At 65.4% G+C, this 22,713-nt stretch carries 20 protein-coding genes and 1 pseudogene; 14 read left to right on the top strand and 7 right to left on the bottom strand.

Annotation, left to right across the window (positions count from 1 at the left end; genetic code table 11):
- Positions 1 to 666, top strand: a complete 666-nt coding sequence (locus IM25_RS13295) for a FadR/GntR family transcriptional regulator (RefSeq protein WP_006552827.1) — start codon at positions 1 to 3, stop codon at positions 664 to 666.
- Positions 667 to 675: 9 nt separating this feature from the next.
- Here IM25_RS13295 and IM25_RS13290 read toward each other — a convergent pair whose 3' ends face one another.
- Complete coding sequence (locus IM25_RS13290) at positions 676 to 1,035, bottom strand: hypothetical protein (protein WP_033098043.1); 360 nt, start codon at positions 1,033 to 1,035, stop codon at positions 676 to 678.
- An 82-nt stretch (positions 1,036 to 1,117) separates the two neighbouring features.
- Here IM25_RS13290 and IM25_RS13285 point away from each other — a divergent pair, with 82 nt between their 5' ends.
- The 3 genes from IM25_RS13285 (at position 1,118) to IM25_RS13275 (ending at position 3,324) form a co-directional block, all read left to right on the top strand.
- The gene (locus tag IM25_RS13285; protein ID WP_019288188.1) at positions 1,118 to 1,669 is read left to right on the top strand and encodes a helix-turn-helix domain-containing protein; all 552 of its coding nucleotides are present in this window, start codon (positions 1,118 to 1,120) and stop codon (positions 1,667 to 1,669) included.
- A 140-nt stretch (positions 1,670 to 1,809) separates the two neighbouring features.
- Positions 1,810 to 2,163 carry a hypothetical protein gene (locus IM25_RS13280; RefSeq protein ID WP_006552824.1) on the top strand — a complete coding sequence of 118 codons (354 nt, stop codon included), beginning with the start codon at positions 1,810 to 1,812 and terminating at the stop codon, positions 2,161 to 2,163.
- A 171-nt stretch (positions 2,164 to 2,334) separates the two neighbouring features.
- Positions 2,335 to 3,324, top strand: coding sequence for a rod shape-determining protein (locus tag IM25_RS13275; protein ID WP_024103618.1), 990 nt, complete (start codon positions 2,335 to 2,337; stop codon positions 3,322 to 3,324).
- 4 nt (positions 3,325 to 3,328) lie between these two features.
- Here IM25_RS13275 and IM25_RS13270 read toward each other — a convergent pair whose 3' ends face one another.
- From IM25_RS13270 to IM25_RS13260, 3 genes are all read right to left on the bottom strand, one after another.
- Positions 3,329 to 6,157: an FtsW/RodA/SpoVE family cell cycle protein gene (locus tag IM25_RS13270; RefSeq protein ID WP_065996106.1), complete on the bottom strand. Its 2,829-nt coding sequence runs from the start codon at positions 6,155 to 6,157 to the stop codon at positions 3,329 to 3,331.
- Positions 6,144 to 7,487 (bottom strand): hypothetical protein, encoded by a 1,344-nt coding sequence (locus IM25_RS13265; RefSeq protein ID WP_232333328.1) that lies wholly within the window; start codon positions 7,485 to 7,487, stop codon positions 6,144 to 6,146. Before IM25_RS13265 ends, IM25_RS13270 begins: the two co-directional genes overlap by 14 nt.
- A 94-nt stretch (positions 7,488 to 7,581) precedes the next feature.
- Entirely contained in the window at positions 7,582 to 8,319 is a 738-nt protein-coding gene (locus IM25_RS13260) for a hypothetical protein (protein WP_232333327.1), read from the bottom strand.
- Between the two features lie 109 nt (positions 8,320 to 8,428).
- On the opposite strand from IM25_RS13260, the gene IM25_RS13255 reads away from it, so the two are divergent.
- A complete protein-coding gene (locus IM25_RS13255; protein ID WP_033098047.1) occupies positions 8,429 to 9,973 on the top strand; it encodes an HD domain-containing phosphohydrolase in 1,545 nt (514 codons plus the stop codon).
- A gap of 166 nt (positions 9,974 to 10,139) precedes the next feature.
- Here IM25_RS13255 and IM25_RS13250 read toward each other — a convergent pair.
- Both IM25_RS13250 and IM25_RS13240 read right to left on the bottom strand, forming a co-directional pair.
- Positions 10,140 to 11,305, bottom strand: a protein-coding gene (locus tag IM25_RS13250) for an IS3 family transposase (RefSeq protein ID WP_112320133.1) whose coding sequence is annotated in 2 segments (ribosomal slippage) — positions 10,140 to 11,030 and positions 11,033 to 11,305 — 1,164 coding nt in all. Because the reading frame shifts where the segments join, the coding sequence is not laid out codon by codon here.
- A gap of 149 nt (positions 11,306 to 11,454) precedes the next feature.
- Positions 11,455 to 11,820 (bottom strand): VOC family protein, encoded by a 366-nt coding sequence (locus IM25_RS13240; protein WP_033098712.1) that lies wholly within the window; start codon positions 11,818 to 11,820, stop codon positions 11,455 to 11,457.
- Positions 11,821 to 12,139: 319 nt separating this feature from the next.
- Here IM25_RS13240 and IM25_RS26890 point away from each other — a divergent pair, with 319 nt between their 5' ends.
- From IM25_RS26890 to IM25_RS13215, 6 genes are all read left to right on the top strand, one after another.
- Positions 12,140 to 12,586: a hypothetical protein gene (locus IM25_RS26890; protein ID WP_033098695.1), complete on the top strand. Its 447-nt coding sequence runs from the start codon at positions 12,140 to 12,142 to the stop codon at positions 12,584 to 12,586.
- Between the two features lie 383 nt (positions 12,587 to 12,969).
- A complete protein-coding gene (locus tag IM25_RS13230) occupies positions 12,970 to 13,518 on the top strand; it encodes a hypothetical protein (RefSeq protein WP_052040191.1) in 549 nt (182 codons plus the stop codon).
- Positions 13,519 to 13,673: 155 nt separating this feature from the next.
- Positions 13,674 to 14,429, top strand: coding sequence for a hypothetical protein (locus IM25_RS13225; protein WP_230826349.1), 756 nt, complete (start codon positions 13,674 to 13,676; stop codon positions 14,427 to 14,429).
- Between the two features lie 345 nt (positions 14,430 to 14,774).
- Complete coding sequence (locus tag IM25_RS25510) at positions 14,775 to 15,410, top strand: hypothetical protein (RefSeq protein ID WP_157126956.1); 636 nt, start codon at positions 14,775 to 14,777, stop codon at positions 15,408 to 15,410.
- The gene (locus tag IM25_RS13220; protein ID WP_033098697.1) at positions 15,374 to 16,588 is read left to right on the top strand and encodes a hypothetical protein; all 1,215 of its coding nucleotides are present in this window, start codon (positions 15,374 to 15,376) and stop codon (positions 16,586 to 16,588) included. The genes IM25_RS25510 and IM25_RS13220 overlap by 37 nt, the downstream gene beginning before the upstream one ends.
- Complete coding sequence (locus IM25_RS13215; protein ID WP_033098698.1) at positions 16,585 to 16,962, top strand: hypothetical protein; 378 nt, start codon at positions 16,585 to 16,587, stop codon at positions 16,960 to 16,962. The genes IM25_RS13220 and IM25_RS13215 overlap by 4 nt, the downstream gene beginning before the upstream one ends.
- A gap of 160 nt (positions 16,963 to 17,122) precedes the next feature.
- On the opposite strand, the gene IM25_RS26080 is transcribed toward IM25_RS13215, so the two are convergent.
- Positions 17,123 to 17,551 carry a hypothetical protein gene (locus IM25_RS26080; protein WP_157126955.1) on the bottom strand — a complete coding sequence of 143 codons (429 nt, stop codon included), beginning with the start codon at positions 17,549 to 17,551 and terminating at the stop codon, positions 17,123 to 17,125.
- Positions 17,552 to 17,565: 14 nt separating this feature from the next.
- Between IM25_RS26080 and IM25_RS13210 the strand changes: the two are divergent.
- From IM25_RS13210 to IM25_RS13200, 3 genes and pseudogenes are all read left to right on the top strand, one after another.
- Positions 17,566 to 18,964: pseudogene (locus tag IM25_RS13210) on the top strand (IS1380 family transposase).
- Positions 18,965 to 19,592: 628 nt separating this feature from the next.
- Positions 19,593 to 20,630: an HNH endonuclease domain-containing protein gene (locus tag IM25_RS13205; RefSeq protein ID WP_033098699.1), complete on the top strand. Its 1,038-nt coding sequence runs from the start codon at positions 19,593 to 19,595 to the stop codon at positions 20,628 to 20,630.
- A 126-nt stretch (positions 20,631 to 20,756) separates the two neighbouring features.
- The gene (locus IM25_RS13200) at positions 20,757 to 22,628 is read left to right on the top strand and encodes a DUF2075 domain-containing protein (RefSeq protein ID WP_065996105.1); all 1,872 of its coding nucleotides are present in this window, start codon (positions 20,757 to 20,759) and stop codon (positions 22,626 to 22,628) included.
- Positions 22,629 to 22,713: the final 85 nt, after the last annotated feature.

Below are 22,713 nucleotides of genomic sequence, written 5' to 3'. Positions count from 1 at the left end.
ATGACTTCGGGAAAACCTGTTCAGCGAACGAACCTGATCGAGCAGGTCACCGAGCAGTTGCGCAGCGAGATCTGCAGCGGTCGCTGGAAGGTCGGTGAGAAGATCCCCACCGAACCGCACCTGTGCGAATTCACCGGCACCGGCCGCAACACCGTCCGCGAAGCCGTGCAGGCCCTCGTCCACACCGGCATGCTCGAACGTCGCCAGGGCTCGGGCACCTACGTCCTCGCGACCTCCGACGTCACCGGCACCCTCGGCAAGTATTTCGCCACGGCCCACGAACGCGATGTGCTCGAACTGCGGCAGGCCCTCGACGTCACCGCCGCCGTCCTGGCCGCGCGCCGGCGCACCCCCGACGACGTGGCCCGGCTCGAACAGTTGCTCGCCGAGCGCAACCGATTGTTCGCCGGATCCGACATCGACGCCGCGGTGGCCGCCGACGTCGCCCTGCACCGCGGCATCGTCGAGGCCAGCCACAACGCGGTGTACCTCGAGTTCTACGACTCGCTGCTTCCGTCGATCCGCCGCACCATCGACCGGCACGTCCGCGTCACGGGCCTGGGTTTCGAACCCGAACACACCACCTTGGTCGCCGCCGTCATCGCCGGCGACGAGGACGCCACCGTGGAGGCGGCGCAGGGGCTCTTCGCGGAACTCACCGACTGACGCCGCCGCTCATCGAACCCCGGCCGAACGCAGGCCGTCCGCGAGGGTGTACGCCTCCGGAGAGCTCAGGAGAAGTTCGTCGAACTCGACGCCCGGGCCGCCCAGCGCGACGCGCAGCACCGGATGGCCTCGCTTCATGACGACCAGGCGTTTGATGCCGCGCGGGTGCCGGAAGGTGCCCACCTTCAAGAAGCCGGAGATCACCATGCCCGATCTGATGCCGAGGATCTCGGACGTCCATCCCGGAAGGACCTCCACGCCGGTGATCGCCGAGATCGGCACCTCCATCGCGGTTCGGCGGACCATGAAGGCTTCCCACCGAGAGAAGGACAGGTGGAGGGTTGCGTTGTCGTATGCCGTTCGGGCCATGACGTCGGACCTTCCGTCGACGGTAAACTGACTACAGCACTGAGAACATTATCACGGTGATAACAATGATGGGTAGGTACCGATGGCGAAGACGTCCCCGATCGCGGAAGTCGTGCTGCACCCGGTTCGACTGCGGATCGTGCAGCAACTCGGAGGACGGCAGCTGACCACGAGCGAACTCCGGTCGGCACTCCCCGACGTCACCCAGGCCACGCTCTACCGGCACGTCGCAGCATTGATCGACGCCGAGATCGTCACCGTCGTCGACGAACGTCGCGTGCGCGGAACCGTCGAACGCACCCTCGCGCTCGGCGACCGCATGGCACACGTCGGCCACGACGACCTCGCGGCGATGAGCGACGCCGAACTGCGCAATGCCTTCGTCACCTTCCTGGGTGCGCTCGGCGAGAGCTTCGACAAGTTCATCGGGGACGACGACCGGAGCCTGCGGGACTATCTGGGTTTCGGGACCACCCCGCTCTACGTCACGACCGACGATCTCGCGGATATCCAGAGCAGGCTCGCCGACATCCTCGCCCCGTATCGCACGGATACCGGTGACGACCGGATGCGCATCACCCTGACGACCGCGGTGATACCGGTTCCTCCTGGCACCGCGTCCGAAGAGGGGTAGGGCTCGGCAGAGGAACAGACCTCAGCGGAACTCGTCGACGTGCGCGTCGGCCCACTGCGCGAAGATCGTCGTGGGCCGGCCGAAGTCGAACCGATGTCGGACGGTTACGCCTTCCCGTACCGTGTCTGCGGGAGGTAGACATGACAGTTGCCGGTACGTTGTTCCGTCTCGCAGGCCCCTTCAACTCCATGGTCATGGCAGCCGCCGGTCTACCCGTCATCGGTAACCGGATCCGCAGCTATGTCGCACCGATCAGGTACACGGGTCGAAAATCCGGCAGGACGATCACGTTGCCGATCAGTTACCGACGTTCGGGCGACTCCGTGATGATCGGCGTCGCGATGCCCGACGAGAAGTCCTGGTGGCGCAACTTTCTCGGCGCCGGTGCTCCCATGAGCATCCAACTCGACGACGAGGAACGCACCGGCCACGCCGTCGCGACCCGCGACGAACGCGGTCGCGTCGAGGTTGTGCTGCAACTCGATCCCGCCTGATCCGGTCATCCGAGACGAGCGGGGCACTCAGCGGCACAACGCGGCATATCATTCCGGTGAACAACGCGCGTAACAGAATTCGGCGGCGGTAACCTGAGCGGTACACGACATCATCACGATGCCGTTGGACACCATCCGGAAAATTTCGCTGGGATCCTCTCGGAGGCCGACGTGCGTGGATTCGGTATCGATCTCGGAACAGCCAACACCGTAGTCGGAACGCCCGACGAGGGCATAGTGCTCAACGAGCCGTCGCTGATGATGGTGCGGACGAAGGAGCCGCGCCGAGCGCTCGCGATCGGCAAGGAGGCGAGCGACCTCGTCGACCGCACACCCGGTGGGATCACTCCCGTCCACCCGATACGCGACGGAGTGATCGTGGATCTCGAAACGGCACGGACATTCGTCACGGCCGTGCTCGCCCAGCTCGCGCCCCGACGTCGCTACGGCATCCGGCCCGTGGGTGTCATCGCAGCTCCCGCCGGGGCCACGCCGCTCGAGCGTCGTGCGCTGCTCGAGGTGGGGCACGAGGCCGGTCTGCGGAAGGTCGGGTTGATTCCCGAGCCGGTCGCCGGTGCCATCGGGTGCGGGATCGACCCGCTCGAGCCCCGAACCCATCTCGTCGTCGACATCGGCGGCGGCACTGCGGAAGTCACCGCTCTCTGCTACGGCGGTGTCCTGTCGCACCGCAGTTGCCGCATCGCCGGGGACGACCTGACGAGCGCGATCCTCCGGTATCTCCGCGCCGAACACCAGATCATCGTCGGCGAACTCACTGCCGAGCGCGCCAAGGTGGGTGCGCCCGAGACCGCCGACGAACGGTCGCTCGTGGTGGAAGGTCGCGACGCCGCGACCGGCCGCGCGCGTCTGGTGACACTCGAGACCGAAGAGATCATGGATGCGGTCCGGCCCACCACGACGAGCATCGTGCAGACGCTGTCGAGCTGCCTGGACGACCTGCCGCCGCGCGCGATCAGCGACGTGATGGCCGAAGGCATCCTGGCGATCGGCGGCGGATCGATGCTGCGCGGCGTGCCGCAACTGCTCGAGGAGGCCTTCGGCCTGCCGGTGAAGACTGCCGAGCGTCCGCTCACCTGCGTCGCCGAGGGCGCGACCTCGTGCATCGAGCACGCCGACGTGATCGCCGCCTACGCCGCCTGACCTGTCAGGGATTCGGCGTCCGGATCTGCGCGAGGTAGCGCTCGAGCAGACCTTTGACGACCGGTCCCGAGGTGGCCGATCCGAAACCGCCGCCGCGCACCAGCGCTGTCACCACGACCTCCGGCGACTCGGCGGGGACGACCGCGGAGAACCAGGCGTTGAGTCCCTTGCCCGGTGCCGAGGGATCCTCTGCCGTGCCGGTCTTGGCGGCGGCCGTGACCGGCAGGCTCGCGAGCTGACCGGCGGTACCGGCCGAGGCCGACGCCCGCATGCCGGCGCGCACCGGTTCGAGTTTGTCGGCGAACGACAACGGCCGAGGTTGCTCGGTGGGAATCGGGACCGCGTCGCCGGGTCCGTAGGCGGCAGCGAGCTTCGGGGTCACCATCTGACCCGACGCGATACCCGCCGTCCACCGCGCGACCTGGATCGGCGTGGCCGTGACGGTGCCCTGGCCGATACCCATGAGCAGGGTCGAACCCGGATACCAGGCACCTCCGATGCTCTCGACGTTGTCCGGGGTACCGAGGAAGCCTGCGGACTCGGCCGGCAGATCGATCCCCGAGGGGGCACCCGCGCCGAGCTCGGAAGCGATCTGGGCGATGCGGTAGGGACCGAGAAGGTCGGCCAGTTGGTAGAAGTAGACGTTGTCGGACCACTGGATCGCCCCGAGCAGGTTGTTCGGGCCCATCGGCTGCCAATTGGCGAAGGTGTGACCGCCGTAGGTGTAGGCCGCGCCGCCCGCCAGGAAGGCATCCGGGGACAGCACGTCGAACGCCGCGTTCGTCGACGCTGTGACGATCTTGAACGTCGACCCCGGTGGCGCTGCCGTCTGCACCGCATGGTTGAGCATGCGGCCCGGACCCGATGCCGCGGTCTGCGCCGCGATCGCGGCGAGGTCGGCCGGGGGTCCGTAGACGTTGTTGTCGTAGCCGGGAACGCTGGCCAGCGCCAGCACCGCGCCGGTGCGGGCGTCCATCACGACCGCGGCGCCGAGGTCGCCTCCGCTGGTGCGCACCGTCTGGGCGAGCGCGTCGGTCGCGGCCCGCTGCATGCCGACATCGAGATGCAACCGCAGGTCGTGGCCGCGGATCGGATCCACCCGCTCCCCCGTGCCCACCGGACGTCCGGACGGATCGACGTACACGCACTGCTTGCCGTCGACGCCGCGCAGCAACGCGTCGTACTGCCGCTCGAGCCCGGCCTTGCCGACCCGTGATCCGAGCGCGAGGGTCGGCCAGAGTTCCATGTCCTGCTCGTCCGCGATCCCGACGTATCCGAGGAGCGACGCCAGCATCTCCCCGTGCGGGTACTGTCTGCGGCCCGTCGGGTAGACGAGCACCCACGGCAGCCGAGCGTCCACGATCGCCCGGGCCTGTTCGGGCCCGACGCGTCCGAGCACGACCTGGATCTCCCCGCCGGTACTGCTCCGCAGTTCCTCGTCGAGCTTCTCCAGTGGCATGCCGAGGAGCGCCGCGAGTTCGTAGCGCGCCGACGGGGCACCTTCGGCGAACATCCGGGCGACCACCGCGACGGTGTACTCTGCGACGTTGGTCGCGACGGGAACGCCGGCCCGGTCGAGGATCTGACCACGCTCGGCGGGCAGACGGATGCAGCGGAGCATCTGCGTGTCGCTCGTCGCGCGGAACTCGGTGCCGTGCGCGGTCTGCATCTGCCACGCGAAGGCCGACATCGTGGCGAGCGAGGCCGTCAGCGTCAGCGCACCCACCGACACTCCGCGCGGCAGACGGCGCTTCTTTGGTTCGGTCACCCACAGCGGCCGGGTCACGCCGTCGCGGCGCACCGCGAGCACCAAGCCGATCGAGACGAACCCGATGATCGAGGCGGTGCCTCCGTAGCTGAAGATCGGGATCGGCATGCCGGTGTGCGGCAACAGCGACAGGCTCTGGGCCACCGACACCACGGTATGCAGGCCGAAGACACCACCGATACCCGCTGCGACGAGCGCTGCCTCCCGGGTGCGTGCGACACGGGCGGCGACCACGGAACGCCACACGATGATCACGACGGCCGCCACCACAGCGATGCCGGCGACCAGGCCCCACCCGTACACCAGGCTCGCGAAGGCGAGGTCGTGTTCCGATTCGGGGAGGTACTGGGCCCGCAGGTCGTAGTCCGGTTCGCGGCCGAGACCCCACCCCCCCGCACTGCCGATCGCGATGTCCGCCTGCCACGCGGCCCAGCCCGATCCCTGCGGGTCGGCGTCGTTCGACAGGAAGACGTGGATCCGCTCGAGCTGGTACGGACGCAGGAACAGCACGGCCATCGGCAGCGAGGCGAGCCCGAGCGCGAACAGCGGGAACAGCGACCGCAATGGGACTCTCGCCAGGATCAGCATGAGCAGCACGGTCGCCACGAGCACCACGGCGGTCGAAAGGTCGGGTTGCAGCGCCACCAGGGCGATCGGCACCGCCGACACGATCAGGACACCGACGAACCTGCCGAGCGTGTACCCGCCGGCCAGTATCGCGGCGGGAACCATGACCAGCGCGAGCTTGGCGATCTCGGAGGGCTGCAGGGTGAACACGCCGAGATCCAGCCAGCGTTGAGCGCCTTTGGTCGCGATACCCACCAGCGGCACCGCCGCGAGCAGGACCACCGAGGCGGCGAACAGCGCCCACCCGAAACGGCTCAGAGCGGCGATCCGCATGCGCGAGGTCGCCCACATCGCACCGAGCCCCACGGCGGCGAGCGCGGCGTGACGCACTGCGAGCGACGACATGCCCGTCGAGATCATGTTGAGCATGCCGAGAGCGACCAGGGCGACGGCCGCCGCGACGAGCCCGGGATCGGATGGGTGCCTATCCGCCGTCACGAGAGCCCCCGGGCACGCAGGCGGCATTCTCGGTGGGAACGTACACCGGCTCGGACGCGGCCTCTGCAGGAACGGTGGTGGCCGCGGCGACGGCGAGCGCCGACCCGGGTGGCAGGTCGACGCTTCCGATGCCGTAGGCCTCCGGGCTTCCCGCCGGCACCGGCAGGGTGATCGCCCCGCCCGGCAGTGTCACGCCCGTACATCGGTCGTAGACGGTCAGATTCCACGTGACCGCACCGATATTCGCGGCGGGGTCGAGCCCGACGTCGACGCGGACGGTGCACGATCGTCCCGGCTCGCACGGACCGTTCGCGAAGCTCGCGGCGACCTGCGTGATCGGTCCGGCGTTCGCGGGAAGACCGGTGTCGACGGGACCCGGCACGCCCGCCTCTGGTGCCGCTTCGGGCACCGGCGGCGGTGGTGAGACCGGATCGATCCGGTCGTCCATCGACGAGTCCACCGGGTCGAGAAGGGTGTGCCAGCCCCGATTCAGCTCCGACCACGCTGCGGGAGCTACCCACGCCAGCCCGACGAGCGCGATGATCACGACCAGCGTGATGACCGTCCGGCGTGGCGGCAGCCGTCGCTTCTTGCGATGCCACACCGTCCCGGCCGGCGGGCGACGTCGATTCGGGACGAAGGTCCTCTCTTCCGTCACGCGCGGCACGTCTGCCCGTTCCGCCGTACCGTCCACCGGACGAGCATGCCCCTTCACCACCGAGACGAGCGCGGCGATCTGCGATCGTTTCCTTCCTACCTCGGTTTCGTCGAATTCGGTTGCGGCAGCATAACGAACGCGTCTCGCCAGGCCGACGAGATCCGACGACTCGGCGATCGCCGCGTCCACCCTCTCCTCGAGCGCTTCGTTGCGGCAGTTCGTCACGATTCGGCGAAGAAGTCCGGCCGTCGCGTCGCGCACCTCGTCCCAGGAGCCCGCGTTCTTGACGCAGTCGATGGTGAGCTGACCATCCTCGGACACCATCACGGCGTCGCCTCGGAGGCGGATCGGATGGTGGCCCCGGGTGTGCGCGAGTTCGAGTTGATCGACCGTATCGGTGACGAGCAGCGCGGCCTGCGCAGGTGTCAAAGTCGCTACGGCAAGCAGTCTTCCGAGTTTTACGCCGCCCCCTGCGTCGTCGTCCGTCCGTGTGGGCGGGACGGATCGAACCTCGACGGGCTCGTAGTCTCTCGCATGGATTCCCAAGACTGCTTCGATCATCGCGCATCCCGAAAACGCCAGGCCTCCCGCAAGTGTCAGCCAGACCGGAGCGGGCGGGTGAATTGACCTTGAATTGCCTTTCCCACTTGACGACTCGTTACCGAAATCCATTGTGTGTCATTTGCGCAAGAGTTGCCTCGACTTTCGAACGAAACCTTGCGGCACTTCTGCCCCAGAGGCTGTTACCGCCGGGAACACCCACCTATCACTCGCCGTCCGCATACACCGTGTCGGGACGTGCCGGGTGGTGGCGCCGGGCGTCGAACGGTTCGAGCCAGACCTGCACCGTCGCGAACAGGCCGCGCTGCGGGAGCCGGAAGTCGCCGAAGCGGTCCTGGTGAGTCAGTGGACCTTCCGGTCCGAGATCCACTCCACGGACGACGGCACGCTCGGTGTGCGCGACCCACAGTTGCCGCGGGTTGGCCCGGAACCACTGCCCGTTCGGCAGGTGCCCACCGAGCCGCATCCGGCCGGCGCCGAGCACCGGCCCGGCGGCGCGACCCATCGCGGCCAGCACCGTCGGGCTGTGCCAGAGGGCATCGGGCATCAGACTGCCCGCCGCGTTCATGACGGTGGTCGCCGGCGAGGTGGTCATCCGGAGATCCCACTCCAATTCGGTACCGACGGTCACGTGCAGGTCGGCGGGGTCGGTCCACTCGGCGCGCACGTCGGTCTGCTCGGTGCGGCTCAGCGCGCGACCGAGATAGCGCGGGCAGCTCAGTTCGGCGGGCACGTCGCTGTACACAGTCCATGCGCCGTCCGGGTCGCGGTGCCACACGGACGTGAAGCCGGCGCCGATGCTGTTGGTCGGGAATCTGCGCAGCGCGAGATAGTGGCCGCTCGCGAACGGCGCGCCGATCACGGCGTAGCCGGCGAAACGCTCCCCGGAAACCCGGGGCAGTTCGCAGGACTGCAGGGCGGCTGCGTGCGGGGTGATGGTCATGTCGTCCTCCTCGATTGCGGGTACTTCGATCCTGTGCTCACGGCGTCCGCACGTCATGAGGCCGCTGCCTCATCTTTCGGACCGAGCATCGTGCGAGGACACTGAGTCCATGACGTCCACGGGTGACGGTCCGCGACGGGCGGAACTGGTCGCCGCGCTGTCTCTCGCCATCGATCTGGGTCTCGGGCAGCCGATGGAACACATGCTGCGCTCGGCAGTGCTCGCCACGCGCATCGCCGACCGGATGGGACTGAGCGCCGACCAGCGGGACGTCGTCTTCTACGCCAACCTGGTGGCCTGGATCGGATGCCACGCGGACTCCCACGAACTGGCACGGATGTTCGGCGACGACATCGCGTTCCGCGCCGATACCTACGCGGTGGACATGACGGGACTCCCCTTCTTCCGCATGCTGATGGGGCACAGCGGGCGGGGACTGCCGTACACGGAGCGTTTCCTCCACGCCACGGCCTTCCTGTTCACCGCGCGCCGGCAGGTGTCCGAACTCATCCGATCCCACTGCGGGTCCGCGAGTGTTCTCTCCGATCGCGTCGGGCTGGACCCTCGGGTGAGCGCGATGCTGACCTTCACCTTCGAGCGCTGGGACGGTGCGGGGCTACCTTCGGGCGTTCGCGGCGACGAGATTCCGGTCGAGATGCAGATCGTGCAACTGGCCGACGTCGCCGAGGTGTACGTCCGTCTCGGTGGGTCCGCGCAGGCGGTCGCTGTCGCTCGTGCGCGAAGCGGAACCCAGTTCGGCCCGCGCGTGGCGCAGGTGTTCGTCGACGACGTCGACGCCATCACGGCGGGTGTGCTCGAACAGGACGCATGGTCGGCGGCGCTCGCCCAGGCGTCCGATCGTGACTACATCCTGAGCAGACCCGAACTGGACGAGATGCTGCGGGCGATGGCGGATTTCGTCGACCTGAAATGTCCTTACCTGTTGGGGCATTCGAGACGTGTGGCGGATCTGGCGGCAGCTGCGGGCCGGCATCGTGGACTTCCGGTCGACGAGGTCGAACTCCTCTACCGCGCGGGTCTCGTGCACGGACTGGGACGGATGGGTGTGCCCAATCAGATCTGGGAGAAGGCCGGTCCGCTCACCACCGCGGAATGGGAGCGGGTCCGCTTGTATCCGTATCTGACCGGACGGATCCTCAGCCGCGTCGGCGGGCTGGAGCCGGTCGTCGCGGTTGCTGTGACGCACCGCGAGCGACTCGACGGTTCCGGATATCCCGGCGGACTCCGGGCCGCCGATCTGGGCGTGACGGCGCGGATCCTCGCCGCCGCGGAGACCTATCAGCGGCTACGAGAGCCTCGACCGCACCGCAAGGCACTGACGGCCGAGGCCGCGGCGGCCAGGATGTGCCGCGACGCGCAGGCTGGTCGACTCGACACCGAAGCGGTCGAGGCCGTGCTGCTCGCGGCGGGGCACCCGACGAAGCGACGCGCGCCCTGGCCTGCGGGACTGACGGGTCGCGAGGTGGAGATCCTCAGACTCGTCGCTCTGGGGTATTCGAACCGACAGATCGCCGACGAGCTGGGCATCGCGCACAAGACGACGCGCAATCACGTCGAGCACGTGTACACGAAGCTCGACGTCCACAACCGCACGCAGGCAGGACTCGCCGCCATCGACCTCGGCCTGAGCTGATTAATGTGGATCTGCCCCCCCCCTTTCCGGGGTCGAACCCACACAAATCAGTGTCCGCACCAGACGATGCGCCAGATGTATGCCGACGTACTACAGGACTGGGTACTTCCTCGCCTCCGCACGCGACGGCGCGAGGGACTGCTGCACGATCCGGTGACAGATTCGGTCACGCAGCCTGTGTGGCTGGTGTGGTCATGATGGTCTCGAACTCGACAGGCGTCAATCTGCCGAGCCGGAGCTGACGTCGCCGGCGGTGATAGGTCCGCTCGATCCAAGTCACGATCGCGATGCGCAACTGCTCGCGTGTGGCCCATCTCTGCCGGTCGAGGACGTTCTTCTGGAGCAGCGCAAAGAACGATTCCATCGCGGCATTGTCGCCGGCCGCACCCACCCGACCCATCGATCCGACCAGGTCGTGGCGGGCGAGGGCGCGGACAAATTTCCGGCTGCGAAATTGCGATCCACGGTCGGAATGAACCACACATCCGGCAACCGAGTCCCGCCGTGCCACTGCCGATTCGAGGGCCGTGACAGCCAGACGGGATTTCATCCGATCGCTGATCGAGTAGCCGACGATCCGGTTCGAGTACACGTCCTTGACCGCACACAGGTAGAGCTTGCCTTCCTCGGTTCTGTGTTCGGTGATATCGGTGAGCCACAAAGTGTTTGGAGCATCCGCGGTGAAGACGCGGCCGACGAGATCATCGTGCACCGGCGGCCCGGAGCGGCCCTTCTTCGAGCCACGTTTCTTGCCGAACACACTCCACCACCTGTTGGTCGAACAGATCCGCCACGCCGTGCGGTCCGACATCGACTCGCCCGCATCGCGGGCTTCGTCGGCGAGGAACCGGTAGCCGAACTCCGGGTCCTCGCGGTGGGCGTCGAACAGGGCGTTCGCCCGGTACGCCTCCTCGAGTTCGGCGTCGGTGACCGGGTCGGCGAGCCACCGGTAGTACGGCTGGCGCGCGATCCCCAGAACCCGGCACGTCACCGCGACGGGAATCCCGCCGGCGGCCAGCTCGCGGACGAGCGGGTACATCATTTTCCCGGAAGATTCGCCTGTGATAGATACGCCGCGGCCCGCCGCAGCACTTCGTTCTCCTGCTCAAGCAACCGGATCCGCTTTCTCAGCTCGCGGTTCTCTCTGGACTCCTCGTTCGTCGTCCCTGGCTTGGTGCCGTCCTCGACGTCGGCATTCCTGAGCCAGTTGGTCAGGCAGGATTCGCTGATGCCGAAGTCGGCGGCGATCTGCCGCAGGTGCTGACCTGGTTCGCGGTTGCGGGCCACGCGGACGACGTCGTCGCGGAACTCTTTCGGATAGGGCTTGGGCACGGGGTCCATCCTTCCAGCAGTGCCTCACGGCACCACAGTTCAGATGTCACCTATCCGTGCAGCAGTCCCCGACGAGCCGGAAGATCTGGTGTTCTCGACCGATATATGCGCCGTCGAGAACACCGGATCGGAACGGCGTCCTCGTCCCCCTACCGCGTGTCGTCGGAGTGGCTGACGACGTTGACGACCGTGCCGTCCGGTGCGCGCACGAAGAACCGCCGCACTCCCCACGGCTCCGAAGTCAGCGGATACACGATTTCGAACCCTCGACGCTGCGCTTCCTCGTAGGCCGCTTCCACCTCGTCGCCGACGTGGACGGAGATCGCCGAGTCCACAGGAGCTGACTCGTCACCGCTGACCAACTGGACGACGGCACGACCATCGGGAGTGGCGAACCGCGCGACCCACCCGAGGTTCATCTCCTCGGCGCTCAGCCCCAGATAGTCCGCGTAGAAACTCCGCGCCTCCCCGATGTCCGGGACGTTGATATTCGTGGTGATGCCGGTCGGACGCATGCGGTTCACTCCTTCGACGATCTTCGGTGGGTTCGACCCCGCTCAGCGGGGTTCATTCCCCACAAATCGGGTGATGGGTCATCTCGAACTCGAGTACACCACTACCCGCGCTTCGGAGTCCCGAGAATGAGTACGCAACCCGGACAGTGGCGGCTGTTGGACGAAGCCGAGGCCGCCGCACTCTCTCTGGCCGACGAATCGCACACCCCGCCCCGAGAGGGAAGAACTCACCGTCGCTCTGCGAAAGTTCATCCGCACCAAGGGCGCCGACTACCTCAATGATCCGAACGTCTCGTCTGTCGGCGTCGGATACAAGCATGTGGACGGCAAACCCACCGACGAGCTCGCCGTGCAGTTCACGGTGAACGAGAAGGTATCGAAGCCCAAGGCTCTCGAAGCACTGGGCACCTCCCCGCTTCCCGAGAGCATCACCGTGAACGGTGTGAAGGTCCCGACCGATGTGATCGAGCGGTCGTACGAACCCGCATTCCATCGCGCCCCGGAAGCAGCGACGCCGCCCCGGAAGACGCGACTGGATCCGATCGTCCCGGGTGTGAGCGTCGGGCACACGAGTGTCAGTGCCGAGAACCTCGACCAGCTCGAGGTGCTCGACCTCGACAAGTTCCGGGTCTTCCACGTTCCGCCGGCCGAGATCGAACAACGCGCCCGGCTGCGGTTCCCGCAGGCCATGCGTGATGCGGATCTGCAGGTCGCGACGGAGGCGATCACCGAGCCACTGGATTCGGTGGCCGCCATCCACTGGTGACGGCTCGATAGGCGTGGGAGCGTTTGCGTCCCTTTAACTCTCGCGCGCTGAACCGAGGCTCGCTTCGCGTGTAGCGCGAACGAGCCTCGGTTCAGCGCGTCAAGTTGCGCCTGTTACAGTCGCCGCGCTGGTCTCGAGGGGGTCGAGATCACGTCGAAGGGGGGCACGTGAAGTCGCTTCTGCTGCGTAAAGTGCTGCCGATAATCGGCGGGATAATGGCGCTGCTGCTACTTCCTCGGGTGTCCGCGCTCCTGGGTCCCGAGATTCCATCGGTACCGACCTTGGTACCGACGACATCCGCTCCATCCACACAAACGAGCCCACGAACCCTTCCCCCGCCATTGCCGGAGGGGTTCCCCTCCATGTTGCGTCCACCGCCTCAAATGACCGCCGCGCCGGGCGGTCCGCAACCGATCAGCACCAGATACGGTCTCACATACGATATTCCGGCGGACTGGACCAACGACTACCGCTCTATCGCTGGGTGGTCGAACAAGGACGACCGGGCGAGCTTCGGGGCAATCGGGCATTTCGGCGAAGGTTACTGCTCGGAGAACGACGGCGCTCAACTGGCGATGTCGGGTGCCGCAGGTTCACGGGACCTCGACCTTCTCGCGGTCGCGTCGAACGAGATTCGAGCTGTCGAGTGGATCTTCGATGACGACGCGGGCACACTACCGACGGTCGAGTACGCCGAACCTGTGTGGTTCGAGGTGGCCGGCCGTCCGGCCGTCCGACTCTCCGCCCACGTCACGGACATCCCGCAGGTCAGCGAGTGTGACCCCGTAGCCGCCTTATTCGACATTGTTGCGACACCTGGATACGCCAGTGCGGAAACCATGGTGCTGATGGTCGAGATACACGAAGGCATCGACGGCGCATACGATGTCGGTGTCGCAGACGAGATCATTGGGACACTCCGGCCGACGTAAGCAACTTACCAAGGCCAGCACCACCTCGACCGACCTGCGAAATCCACGGGCGGCAACGTGCGGCCACGCACCGCGCTCGACGAGTCCAATGGGGCCACCTGTTACAGTCGCCGCGCTGGTCTCGAGGGGGTCGAGATCAAGCCGAAGGGGGGCGCGTGAAGTCGTTTCTGCTGCGTAAAGTGCTGCCGATAATCGGCGGGATAACAGCACTGTTGCTACTTCCTCGGGTGTCCTCGTTTCTCGGTCCCGAAGTCCCGTCCGTATCTACCTTGGTGCCGACCACCGTCGCGGCATCGGGCCCTTCCACACCGCAGACCACGCGACCTCCCCTTCCGGAGGGTTTTCCCTCCATGTTGTTTCCCCCACCGAAGATCGACGTCGAGCCAGGGCAACCGCAACCGATCGACACCAGATACGGCCTCACCTATGAGATTCCGGCGGACTGGAAGAACGACCACGGCGCTAGCTCCGGATGGTCCGGTGAGGAAGGTCATGCCGTCTACGGCAGCGTCGGTTCGTTCGGCTACGGGTCCTGTCCCGAAAAGGACGGAGGCTGGCTGGCGATGTCCGGCGTGGCGGGCTCGCGAGATATCGACCTCGAAACCGTAGCTACCGAGAGGATCCGAGACGTCGAGTGGATCTTCGACGACAACGCCGGCACGCGGCCGACAGTCGAGTACGCCGCCCCCGTATGGTTCGAGATCGCTGACCGCCCCGCCGTTCGAATTTCCGCCCGTATCACTGATATTCCGCAGGTCAGCGGTTGCGAACCCGACGCCGCCCGGTTCGACATCGTTGCCACCCCGGGCTATGCGACGGCGCAGACCATGGTGTTGATGGTGCAGGTCAACGAAGGCGCGTACGACGTCGACGTCGCCGACGACATCATCGCAACGCTCCGACCGTCTTGATCGACTTTTGGACTCAGTGACACCGCAGCACTGTGCAGATCCCAGTCGATGGAGCTCTCGTCGAGTGCACTCGACGAGACGAACCGCGGCACCTGTTACAGTCTCCGCGCTGATCTCGAGGGGGGTCGAGATCCAGTCGGGAGGGGGCACGTGAAGTCGTTTCTGTTGCGCACCGTACTGCCTATTGCAGGAGGGATAGCAGCAATCCTGCTGCTACCGCGGGTGTCCTCGATTGTCGGCCCTGACGTCCCCTCGGTTCCGACCTTGGTGCCGACTACCTCCGCGCCATCGGCACCAGTGGGTCCACGAACCTCTCCCCCGCCATTGCCGGAGGGGTTCCCCTCGATGCTGCGCCCACCGCCTCAGATGACCGCCACTCCAGGTGCGCCGCAACCGATCAGCACGAGATACGGTCTTACATACGATATTCCGGCGGACTGGACCAACGACTACCGTTCTATCGCCGGATGGTCCAACGAGAACGACAAGGCCAGTTATGGAGCTGTCGGGTTCTTCGGTTACGGTTATTGCCCGGAGGAAGACGGGGGCTGGCTTGCGATCTCCGGCGCGGCAGGTTCGCGTGACCTGGACCTCGAATCGGTAGCGCAACAAGAGGTCCGCTCCGTCGAGTGGATTTTCGACGACAATGCCGGAACATTGCCGACGGTCGAGTACACCGACCCCGTGTGGTTCGAAGTCGCAGGGCGGCCCGCGGTCCGCGTCTCAGCCCTCGTTACCGATATCCCGCGAATCAGTTCGTGCGAACCAGGCTCGGCCCGCTTCGACGTCGTGGCGACGCCAGGTTACGCCACCGCAGAAACCATGGTGTTGATGGTCGAAGTCCACCAGGATATCGATGGCGCGTACGAGGGCGGGGTTGCAGACGCCATCATTTCGACGCTTCGACCCACCAAACGAAGCGCATCAAGAAGACAGAGAGTGTCATGGGCGAAACATTTAAGGCAGCTCCCGAAGAAGTAGCCGGAGCCGCTGTGTTATTCGATGACATTGCCGACGACGCCTCGGCCTCCACCGACTACATACGTGCGGAATGCAGTGTTCAGCAAGGATTGGGCGCAGGTGTACTTGCACTATTGAGCGCCCCTCTGGCAGCGACCGCGGACTTCATGTCTTCCCGATACGGCGGCTTGGCGGCGGTTACTCGGTCGACCGGTGTGGAGCTCAACCGAGTTGCGTGGATGTACGCAGACCAAGAGGCCCAAACATATGACGCTCTCAACGCGAACATACTGTTCGAAGAGCTGATCGACGCCCACTACGACTCGTACACCCCAGCGCCCGGCCCCGCAGCTCCGTTCCTCGACCCGGTGACTTACCGGAAGGCAGAGGAAGTAGACCTTCCGCTGTCCGAAGTAGGAGCCGAGGATATTCGGCAAGTCATCGCGGACGCAGCAGGTTGGCTCGGAGACGTCGACGACGCGATTCACGCTGCAACGGGATGGAGTCCGCTCCTGCAGTTCGTGGAGCCATTGACGGGAAACTGGAACGAACTGAAGCGTATCGGCGACGCATACCGCATCGCAGCCGAAGGTATGGAGACGTGCGGTTCCAACGTCCGCGCCGGCTATGAACAACTCGATCCGCATTGGGACGGCGCCGCGGCTCAAAGCTTCACCGAACACGCTGAACGCCAGGCAGCAGCTATGGAGTGGGAAGGCCCGGTAGGCCGAGTAGCGAAAGAAATGTGTTTCTTCACCTCCGACAAGGTCAGACAGGCGGCTATCAGCGGGGTTCGGCGACTCGCCACGATGCTGGAAGCGGAAGTCTCACTCGAGAACACCACCCAGGCATTGAAGTTCGCCGTCAAGAAGATCCCCTGGATCGGCACGTACATCCAGGTGAACACCATTGTCGAGATCATCAGACAAGCGGCTTCGCAGATCGATGATCTCGTGGATAGCGTGCGGGAGATCGTCGAGGCGCTCGAAGGATTCCTTGCGGCGATGGCATCTCCGTCCGGCTATCTCAACGAGAAGTTCGAAGAGAAGCTTGCACCGATGACCGACGCCTACACCGACACCAAGACGAAAGCCGAACTCGCCATGGATATCGCCAGCGTGGCCGATACAGGCGATACATACAACGCCCCCAAATCCGGCTATGTCGTCGGCGACGACCCCTGGGCGGATGCCGTATGAGGGACGTCCCGCCCCACCTGGAAGCAGCCGTCCGCAGGATCCAGGACGCCGGACACGCCATCGACACGCGCCGCATCCGCGCCGACCAGGTGAGCAACGGTGACTGGGATACGCGCATCGACGTCGACGAAGCACTGATGAGCCGGCTCGCCGAAACCGACGCCGCATCCGACGCGCTCCGAGCCTTCGCGGCCCGCGTCGACGCAGGCACAGCCGAATGGCGCGACATCGAACGGATCCTTCGCACTCTCCCACCGGAGGTGATCGAACTGAAAGCAACGAAGCATTACCGCTGGCGTTGGGATCATCAGCCACCTGTCGCAACTCCGGTCGAGGACGAGCCAGGGCCGTACAGACTTCCCTGGCAGCCATGATCGACCATCACGTGCATTCGTTGTAGAGCTATCCCTGCGGACGTGGATTGCGAGCTGGTGCAGCTCCTCCTGATTTGGGTGGTTCCACCCCCGGATGGCGGGGCTGGAACCACCCAAGTCGTTGTCGCGTCGGCATCGACGGCCAGGATCTCGCGCAGCGTCAGATCGTGGTGGCCGCCAACTCAGTGCGTAGGCGATCGAGCTGCTCTGGTGTCACGGCCGTCGCGAATCGCTTTTTCTTGCCGCCACTCGACGGATGGTCGAGATAGACGAACGCTCGGGGACGGCCGTCGTGAACGAACTCGGCGTATCGGTGCTCTCCGTCGAGACCCAGGTGGAACAATTGTGAAACCTCCCGAGCTGCATGCACGCCGATGACAGCAAAGACGCGAGCTTCTGACGCAGCCGACACCACCTGCGGGAGGTACTTTGTCGCACGTGTGTGACGCGCCTCGGCAACACCGATCTCATTCCTGCCCTTACCCTGATTCCACCGAAAGACCGACTGCGAAGCAGCGTGTCGAACTGAAGAAAGTGCCCCCTGAACTGGGAAGATTGGAGTTCTCACAGAACAAATCCACCAGTTCACGAAAGGCACTTCCGGTGAAAGTGCCCCACAAGTTCATCGACGGCTCCGCGATGTTCGACGAGGACAACCTCGTCTCGTGCGCCGGCCTGGTCCCGATCATGCCCCTGGCCGAGCACACCCGCCTGCCGGACCTGCTCTCAGAGAAGATCTCGATCACCACCACCAAGGTCGCCTCCGGAGCGGCGAACCCGGCACCGAAACTGCTCACCCTGATCGCCGGGATGTGCGCAGGCGCCGACAGCATCGACGATATCGACCTGCTGCGCTCGGGCGGCATGACACACCTGTTCGCAGGTGTCTATGCACCCTCGACTGTGGGAACACTGCTACGCGAGTTCAGCTTCGGTCATGCCCGTCAGCTCGAATCCGTGCTCCGCGAACACCTGATCGCACTCACCGCCCGAGTCGAGATCCTGCCCGGTTTGGCCAAGCAGGCGTTCCTCGACATCGACTCGCTGCTGCGCCCGGTCTACGACCGCGCCAAACAAGGCGCGAGCTACGGACACACGAAAATCGCCGGCAAACAGATCCTGCGCAAAGGCCTGTCCCCGCTGGCCACCACCATCAGCACAGCCGACTCCACACCGATCATCACCGGCATGCGACTACGCGCCGGGAAAGCCGGATCCGGTAAAGGTGCAGGTCGGATGGTCACCCAGGCCATCGTCACCGCCCGGGCAGCGGGCGCGGCCGGTGCCATCACGGCCTGCGGTGATTCCGCCTACGGCACCCGTTCGGTCATCTCGGCGTGCCTGCGCGCGAAAGTGTGCTTCTCGCTGGTCCTGGACAAGAACACCGCGGTCCGGTGCGCGATCGACTCCATCGCCGACGAGGCGTGGACCCCGGTGAAGTACCCCGGAGCGGTCCGCGACCCGGACACCGGAGCGTGGATCTGAAGATGCCGAGGTCGCCGAAACCACCTACACCGCTTTTGCTTCCACCACGACTCCGGTTACCGCCCGGTTGATCGTGCGCCGCGTCAAGGACGCCCGCTACCCCGACGCGTTGTTCCCGGTGTGGCGGCATCATCCGTTCTTCACCAACACCACTACCTCGGCCACCGACGCCGATGTCACCCATCGCCGGCACGCGATCATCGAAACCGTCTTCGCCGACCTCATCGACGGACCCCTGGCGCACATGCCATCGGGGCGCTTCGGGGCGAACTCCGCGTGGGTGCTCTGCGCGGCGATCGCCCACAACCTGCTGCGCGCCACCGGCCTTCTTGCAGGTGGTGGGCATGTTCGCGCCCGTGGGGCGACGCTACGGCGCAAGATCGTCGATATCCCGGCCCGATTGTGTCGACCGCAACGAGAACCGATCTCGCGGCTACCCACGCACTGGCCCTGGTCGGACGCATGGCTTCGATTGTGGACCAATACCATCGGCCACAGCCCGCCAGCTATCGCCTGAACACCGACCGCCCCGCCGAGACGGCACGACCGGAACCGCACCGTGGAAAAGCTCGGCAAACCAGCGGTCACCGCATGTCCGCAACTGCCCATACATCCACTCGCCCGGCCGGAATGGGCTTCGGCATCACGTCAGTGGATTCAGGCTAAGAATCTCGACGCAGTCATTTGCGGCAACGACGGTCGGGTGTACACGACGTAGTGGAAGGGGTCGTAGCCCAGAAGGCCCGGGATCCTGTCTCCAGGCCGCGTGCGCCCCCACAACTCTCGCGCGCTGACCCGAGGCTTGCCCCGCGTGTAGCGTGAGCAAACCCGGGTTCGGCGCGCGAGGAAGCCCATTGCAATCCCCTATCGTCCACATATCAAATTCGGGTTCGAGTTCGATCATTGCCGGTCGCTCGTCGTCCCTGTCTCCATTCGGATCCGCCCCCATACAGTGGCCAACGCCACGATGCTGCTCGCCCATGCTTGAGCCGAGCAATAGATCGCTCTCACGTCGCAGGACATCTTCGATGAACGATTCGGATTGACAGAAGAACCGCATCGACCGAACGCTCTCACCGCACGACCTTCGGTTCAGAATTCGTAGCGCGAAAGCCTCAGGCTCGAGCGGCGGATATTGTGCCGGGATGAGCTTTGCGGCACTTGACCCCCTCGACGTCGCCGGCCGTGTCGTGCAACTGCTCGAGGCCGGCCGCCGCAATTCGACGTACAAGCTCGCGACCGTCATGGCGCTCGTCGACATCTGCGTCGAGAACACCGCTGCTCCCGACGGGAGTCTCACTGTTCCGATCGACGAGATCACTCATCGGGTCATCGGCTATTACTGGAATCAGGTCCGGTCGTTCCACCGCCACGGACGGCTTACTCAGGTCAGGCGCGGACGTTCGATCCCTGATCGAATCGCAGAAGCCAGAGACGTCCTGATACTCGACGGGCTTCGCACCGCGGAGGTAGCTCGCGAGTCCGCCCATCCGGTCTATCGACGACTCGTTCGCTCCGTACGGCTGACGATCGCGCAACAGCCACTTACGCACCTGCAGAGCGTTCCTCACAGCGCTACCCGCGACGAGTTCATGTACGACGCGGCGGGCTTCCACAAGAAGATGACCATGAGCGACGTCGACCGAATCGCCGTCATCGTGCTGCGACCAGGAGTTCCCGAAGGCTTACGACGGACATCCGTACTGCTCAGGACCTTCGTGCGCTCCGTGTGGGCGCACGACGTCATCGACCTCAATCGCGCCGAACTCGACGCCGAGGACATCGACGGGTTTCTCTTCGGCACCGACCGCACAGCACTGCGTGCTCTCGTCGACCCACTCCGTGACCTGCAGTCAGGTCGTTGCTTCTACTGCGACGGCCGTCTGCAATCCGATGTCCACATCGATCACGTTGTGCCTTGGTCGATGATCCCCATCGACGGTGTTGCCAACCTGGTGGCAACCGACGCACGATGCAACCTCGACAAGTCGGCGAGCATCCCGGTGCAGGACCACGTGACACGAGCCCTGGAACGACAATCCTTGTCCGAGATTTCCAGCCTTACCCGCATCCCGGTCCTGCACAAGCGGACGGCGTCGGCTGCTCACGGCGTGTATGCGGCCTTGCCTGCCGGCTCGTTGCTGTGGAGATCGTCCGGGACGTACCAACCGCACGCGCCCTGAACGACCCGCGGCCGCTCTCACCGATATAGTTCTGTCCTGCGGCCCGACGGACTTCCGCTGCGATGAGCAGCCACGGACATGCCCCCACCCGCACGAGTGGATTCGTGCTGCCTTGGGGACCTGACTGTGACGCTGCTTCGTACTACCGCCCGCCGGATCGTCGACCTCGATCGTCCTGAATCACTCGCGGAGCAGTTGTTGGAGCAAATGCTGTTCCGCACGGGACGACGTGCCGGGGAAGCCGAGCAGAGGTCCTGGACACGGAGCCTGCCTGTTCTCGCTCGCGATCTCGTCGACGCCGGTCTCCACGACATCGAGATGCTGCTCGAATATCACTTGCCGTTGACGTCCCAGCGAGCCGACGTCGTCCTCGCAGGGACGCATCCACAGACCGGCGCGGCTTCGTACGTGGTCGTCGAACTGAAGCAATGGTCGGCAGCGCGCCGATATGAGGACAACCCCGAACTTGTCGAGGTATCCGGGATGCCTGGAGGACCGAAGCTGCATCCTGCCGCGCAGGTGAAGGGTTACTGCGACTACCTCGCGGACTTCGCCCGTACGGTGTCCGATCAACCGGACGCTCTTGCAGGCATCGCCTATCTGCACAATGCGACCGATCCGGGAGCCGTTGCCGATCTGCGTTCCTATCCGATGAGCGTCACCGGGCGCATGTTCACCGCTGGCGAGCGCGGGGACATGATCGAATTTCTCCGGAGTCGCCTCGCACCCACGCCCGGCTACGCCGCCGCCGACGCTCTGATGAAGTCGGCAATCGCACCGTCGCAGCAACTGCTCAAAGTTGCCGCTGCAGAAGTACGCGACCGGCCACAGTTTCATCTGCTCGGCAATCAACAACTCGCCGTCGACCTCGTGCTTCACGAGGTGGAGCAGTCTCGCGCCGCCGATCGAAAGCGCGTCATCATCGTCACCGGTGGTCCCGGTAGCGGCAAGAGCGTCGTGGCGTTATCGCTACTCGGTGAGCTCGCCCGGCGCGGCCGAACCGTGCTGCATGCGACAGGGTCCCGATCGTTCACACAAACCCTGCGGAAGGTTGCGGGGCACCGCGCGCCGCGCGTGCAGAAGATGTTCAAGTACTTCAACCAGTTCATGACGGCGGATCGCAACGGACTGGACGTCCTCATCCTCGACGAGGCGCACCGCATCCGTGAGACCTCCGTCGACCGGTACACACGAGCCGAACTCCGCACAGACCGACCGCAGGTCGACGAACTCATCGCGGCCGCGCGCGTCCCTGTCTTCCTTCTCGACGAGCACCAGGTGGTACGCCCCGGAGAGATGGGATCCTATGCCCAGATCGAACATTATGCAGCCTCACTCGGGCTCGAGACACAGCACATCCATCTGGGAGAACAGTTCCGCTGCGGAGGTAGCGAAGAGTATCTGCTGTGGGTGAAGCGGCTGCTCGATCTGGCGGACGGAGGGCCGTTCGAGTGGAAGGGCGATCCGCAGTTCACCGTTCGTATTGCGGACAGCCCCGAAGAGATGGAGCACCTTCTCTCCCAGCAGAGGGATCTCGGATATTCGGCGCGGATGACGGCAGGCTACTGCTGGCCGTGGAGCGACGCAGACAAGGACGGGAATCTGGTGCCCGACGTTCGGATCGGTAGTTGGGCACGCCCGTGGAACAGCAAGAGCGACCGGCGGGGCGGCGACGCTCCCCCAGCTGCGTTGTGGGCTACCGAGGACGGCGGGTTCGGGCAGGTCGGTTGCGTCTACACGGCCCAGGGTTTCGAATACGACTGGAACGGAGTCATCCTCGGACCCGATCTGGTCTGGCGTAACGGACGGTTCACGACGATTCGCGAGGCGAACCGCGATCCCGATTTCAAGAACCGCACACGAATTTCCGACGTGCGCTTCGACAGGTTGGTCCGCAATGTCTACAAGGTGCTGCTTACCCGCGGAATGATCGGCACCGTCATCTACTCGACCGATGCCGAAACGCGAGATGCGCTCCGTCAACTGATCTCCGACTGACCCTCACGACGACTACCGAACACCGAGCACGGCCCGACGGGCTTCCGCAGCAGGACATGCCCCCACCCGATGCGAACCTGAGAAG

Source organism: Rhodococcus sp. p52 (assembly GCF_000763325.2).
Lineage (GTDB): Bacteria > Actinomycetota > Actinomycetes > Mycobacteriales > Mycobacteriaceae > Rhodococcus > Rhodococcus pyridinivorans.
The sequence above is the reverse complement of the archived record's forward strand: the minus strand, read 5'-3'. Positions and strand labels throughout refer to the sequence as shown.

What these genes read in the sequence shown, in the direction of transcription:
- IM25_RS13265 (WP_232333328.1), bottom strand. Translation starts at nt 7,487, where the DNA reads ATGGATTTCGGTAACGAGTCGTCAAGTGGGAAAGGCAATTCAAGGTCA.
- IM25_RS13295 (WP_006552827.1), top strand. Translation starts at nt 1, where the DNA reads ATGACTTCGGGAAAACCTGTTCAGCGAACGAACCTGATCGAGCAGGTC.
- IM25_RS13220 (WP_033098697.1), top strand. Translation starts at nt 15,374, where the DNA reads ATGGGCGAAACATTTAAGGCAGCTCCCGAAGAAGTAGCCGGAGCCGCT.
- IM25_RS25510 (WP_157126956.1), top strand. Translation starts at nt 14,775, where the DNA reads ATGCTGCGCCCACCGCCTCAGATGACCGCCACTCCAGGTGCGCCGCAA.
- IM25_RS13290 (WP_033098043.1), bottom strand. Translation starts at nt 1,035, where the DNA reads ATGGCCCGAACGGCATACGACAACGCAACCCTCCACCTGTCCTTCTCT.
- IM25_RS13285 (WP_019288188.1), top strand. Translation starts at nt 1,118, where the DNA reads ATGGCGAAGACGTCCCCGATCGCGGAAGTCGTGCTGCACCCGGTTCGA.
- IM25_RS13215 (WP_033098698.1), top strand. Translation starts at nt 16,585, where the DNA reads ATGAGGGACGTCCCGCCCCACCTGGAAGCAGCCGTCCGCAGGATCCAG.
- IM25_RS13280 (WP_006552824.1), top strand. Translation starts at nt 1,810, where the DNA reads ATGACAGTTGCCGGTACGTTGTTCCGTCTCGCAGGCCCCTTCAACTCC.
- IM25_RS13230 (WP_052040191.1), top strand. Translation starts at nt 12,970, where the DNA reads ATGACCGCCGCGCCGGGCGGTCCGCAACCGATCAGCACCAGATACGGT.
- IM25_RS13240 (WP_033098712.1), bottom strand. Translation starts at nt 11,820, where the DNA reads ATGCGTCCGACCGGCATCACCACGAATATCAACGTCCCGGACATCGGG.
- IM25_RS13260 (WP_232333327.1), bottom strand. Translation starts at nt 8,319, where the DNA reads ATGACCATCACCCCGCACGCAGCCGCCCTGCAGTCCTGCGAACTGCCC.
- IM25_RS13205 (WP_033098699.1), top strand. Translation starts at nt 19,593, where the DNA reads ATGAGCTTTGCGGCACTTGACCCCCTCGACGTCGCCGGCCGTGTCGTG.
- IM25_RS13255 (WP_033098047.1), top strand. Translation starts at nt 8,429, where the DNA reads ATGACGTCCACGGGTGACGGTCCGCGACGGGCGGAACTGGTCGCCGCG.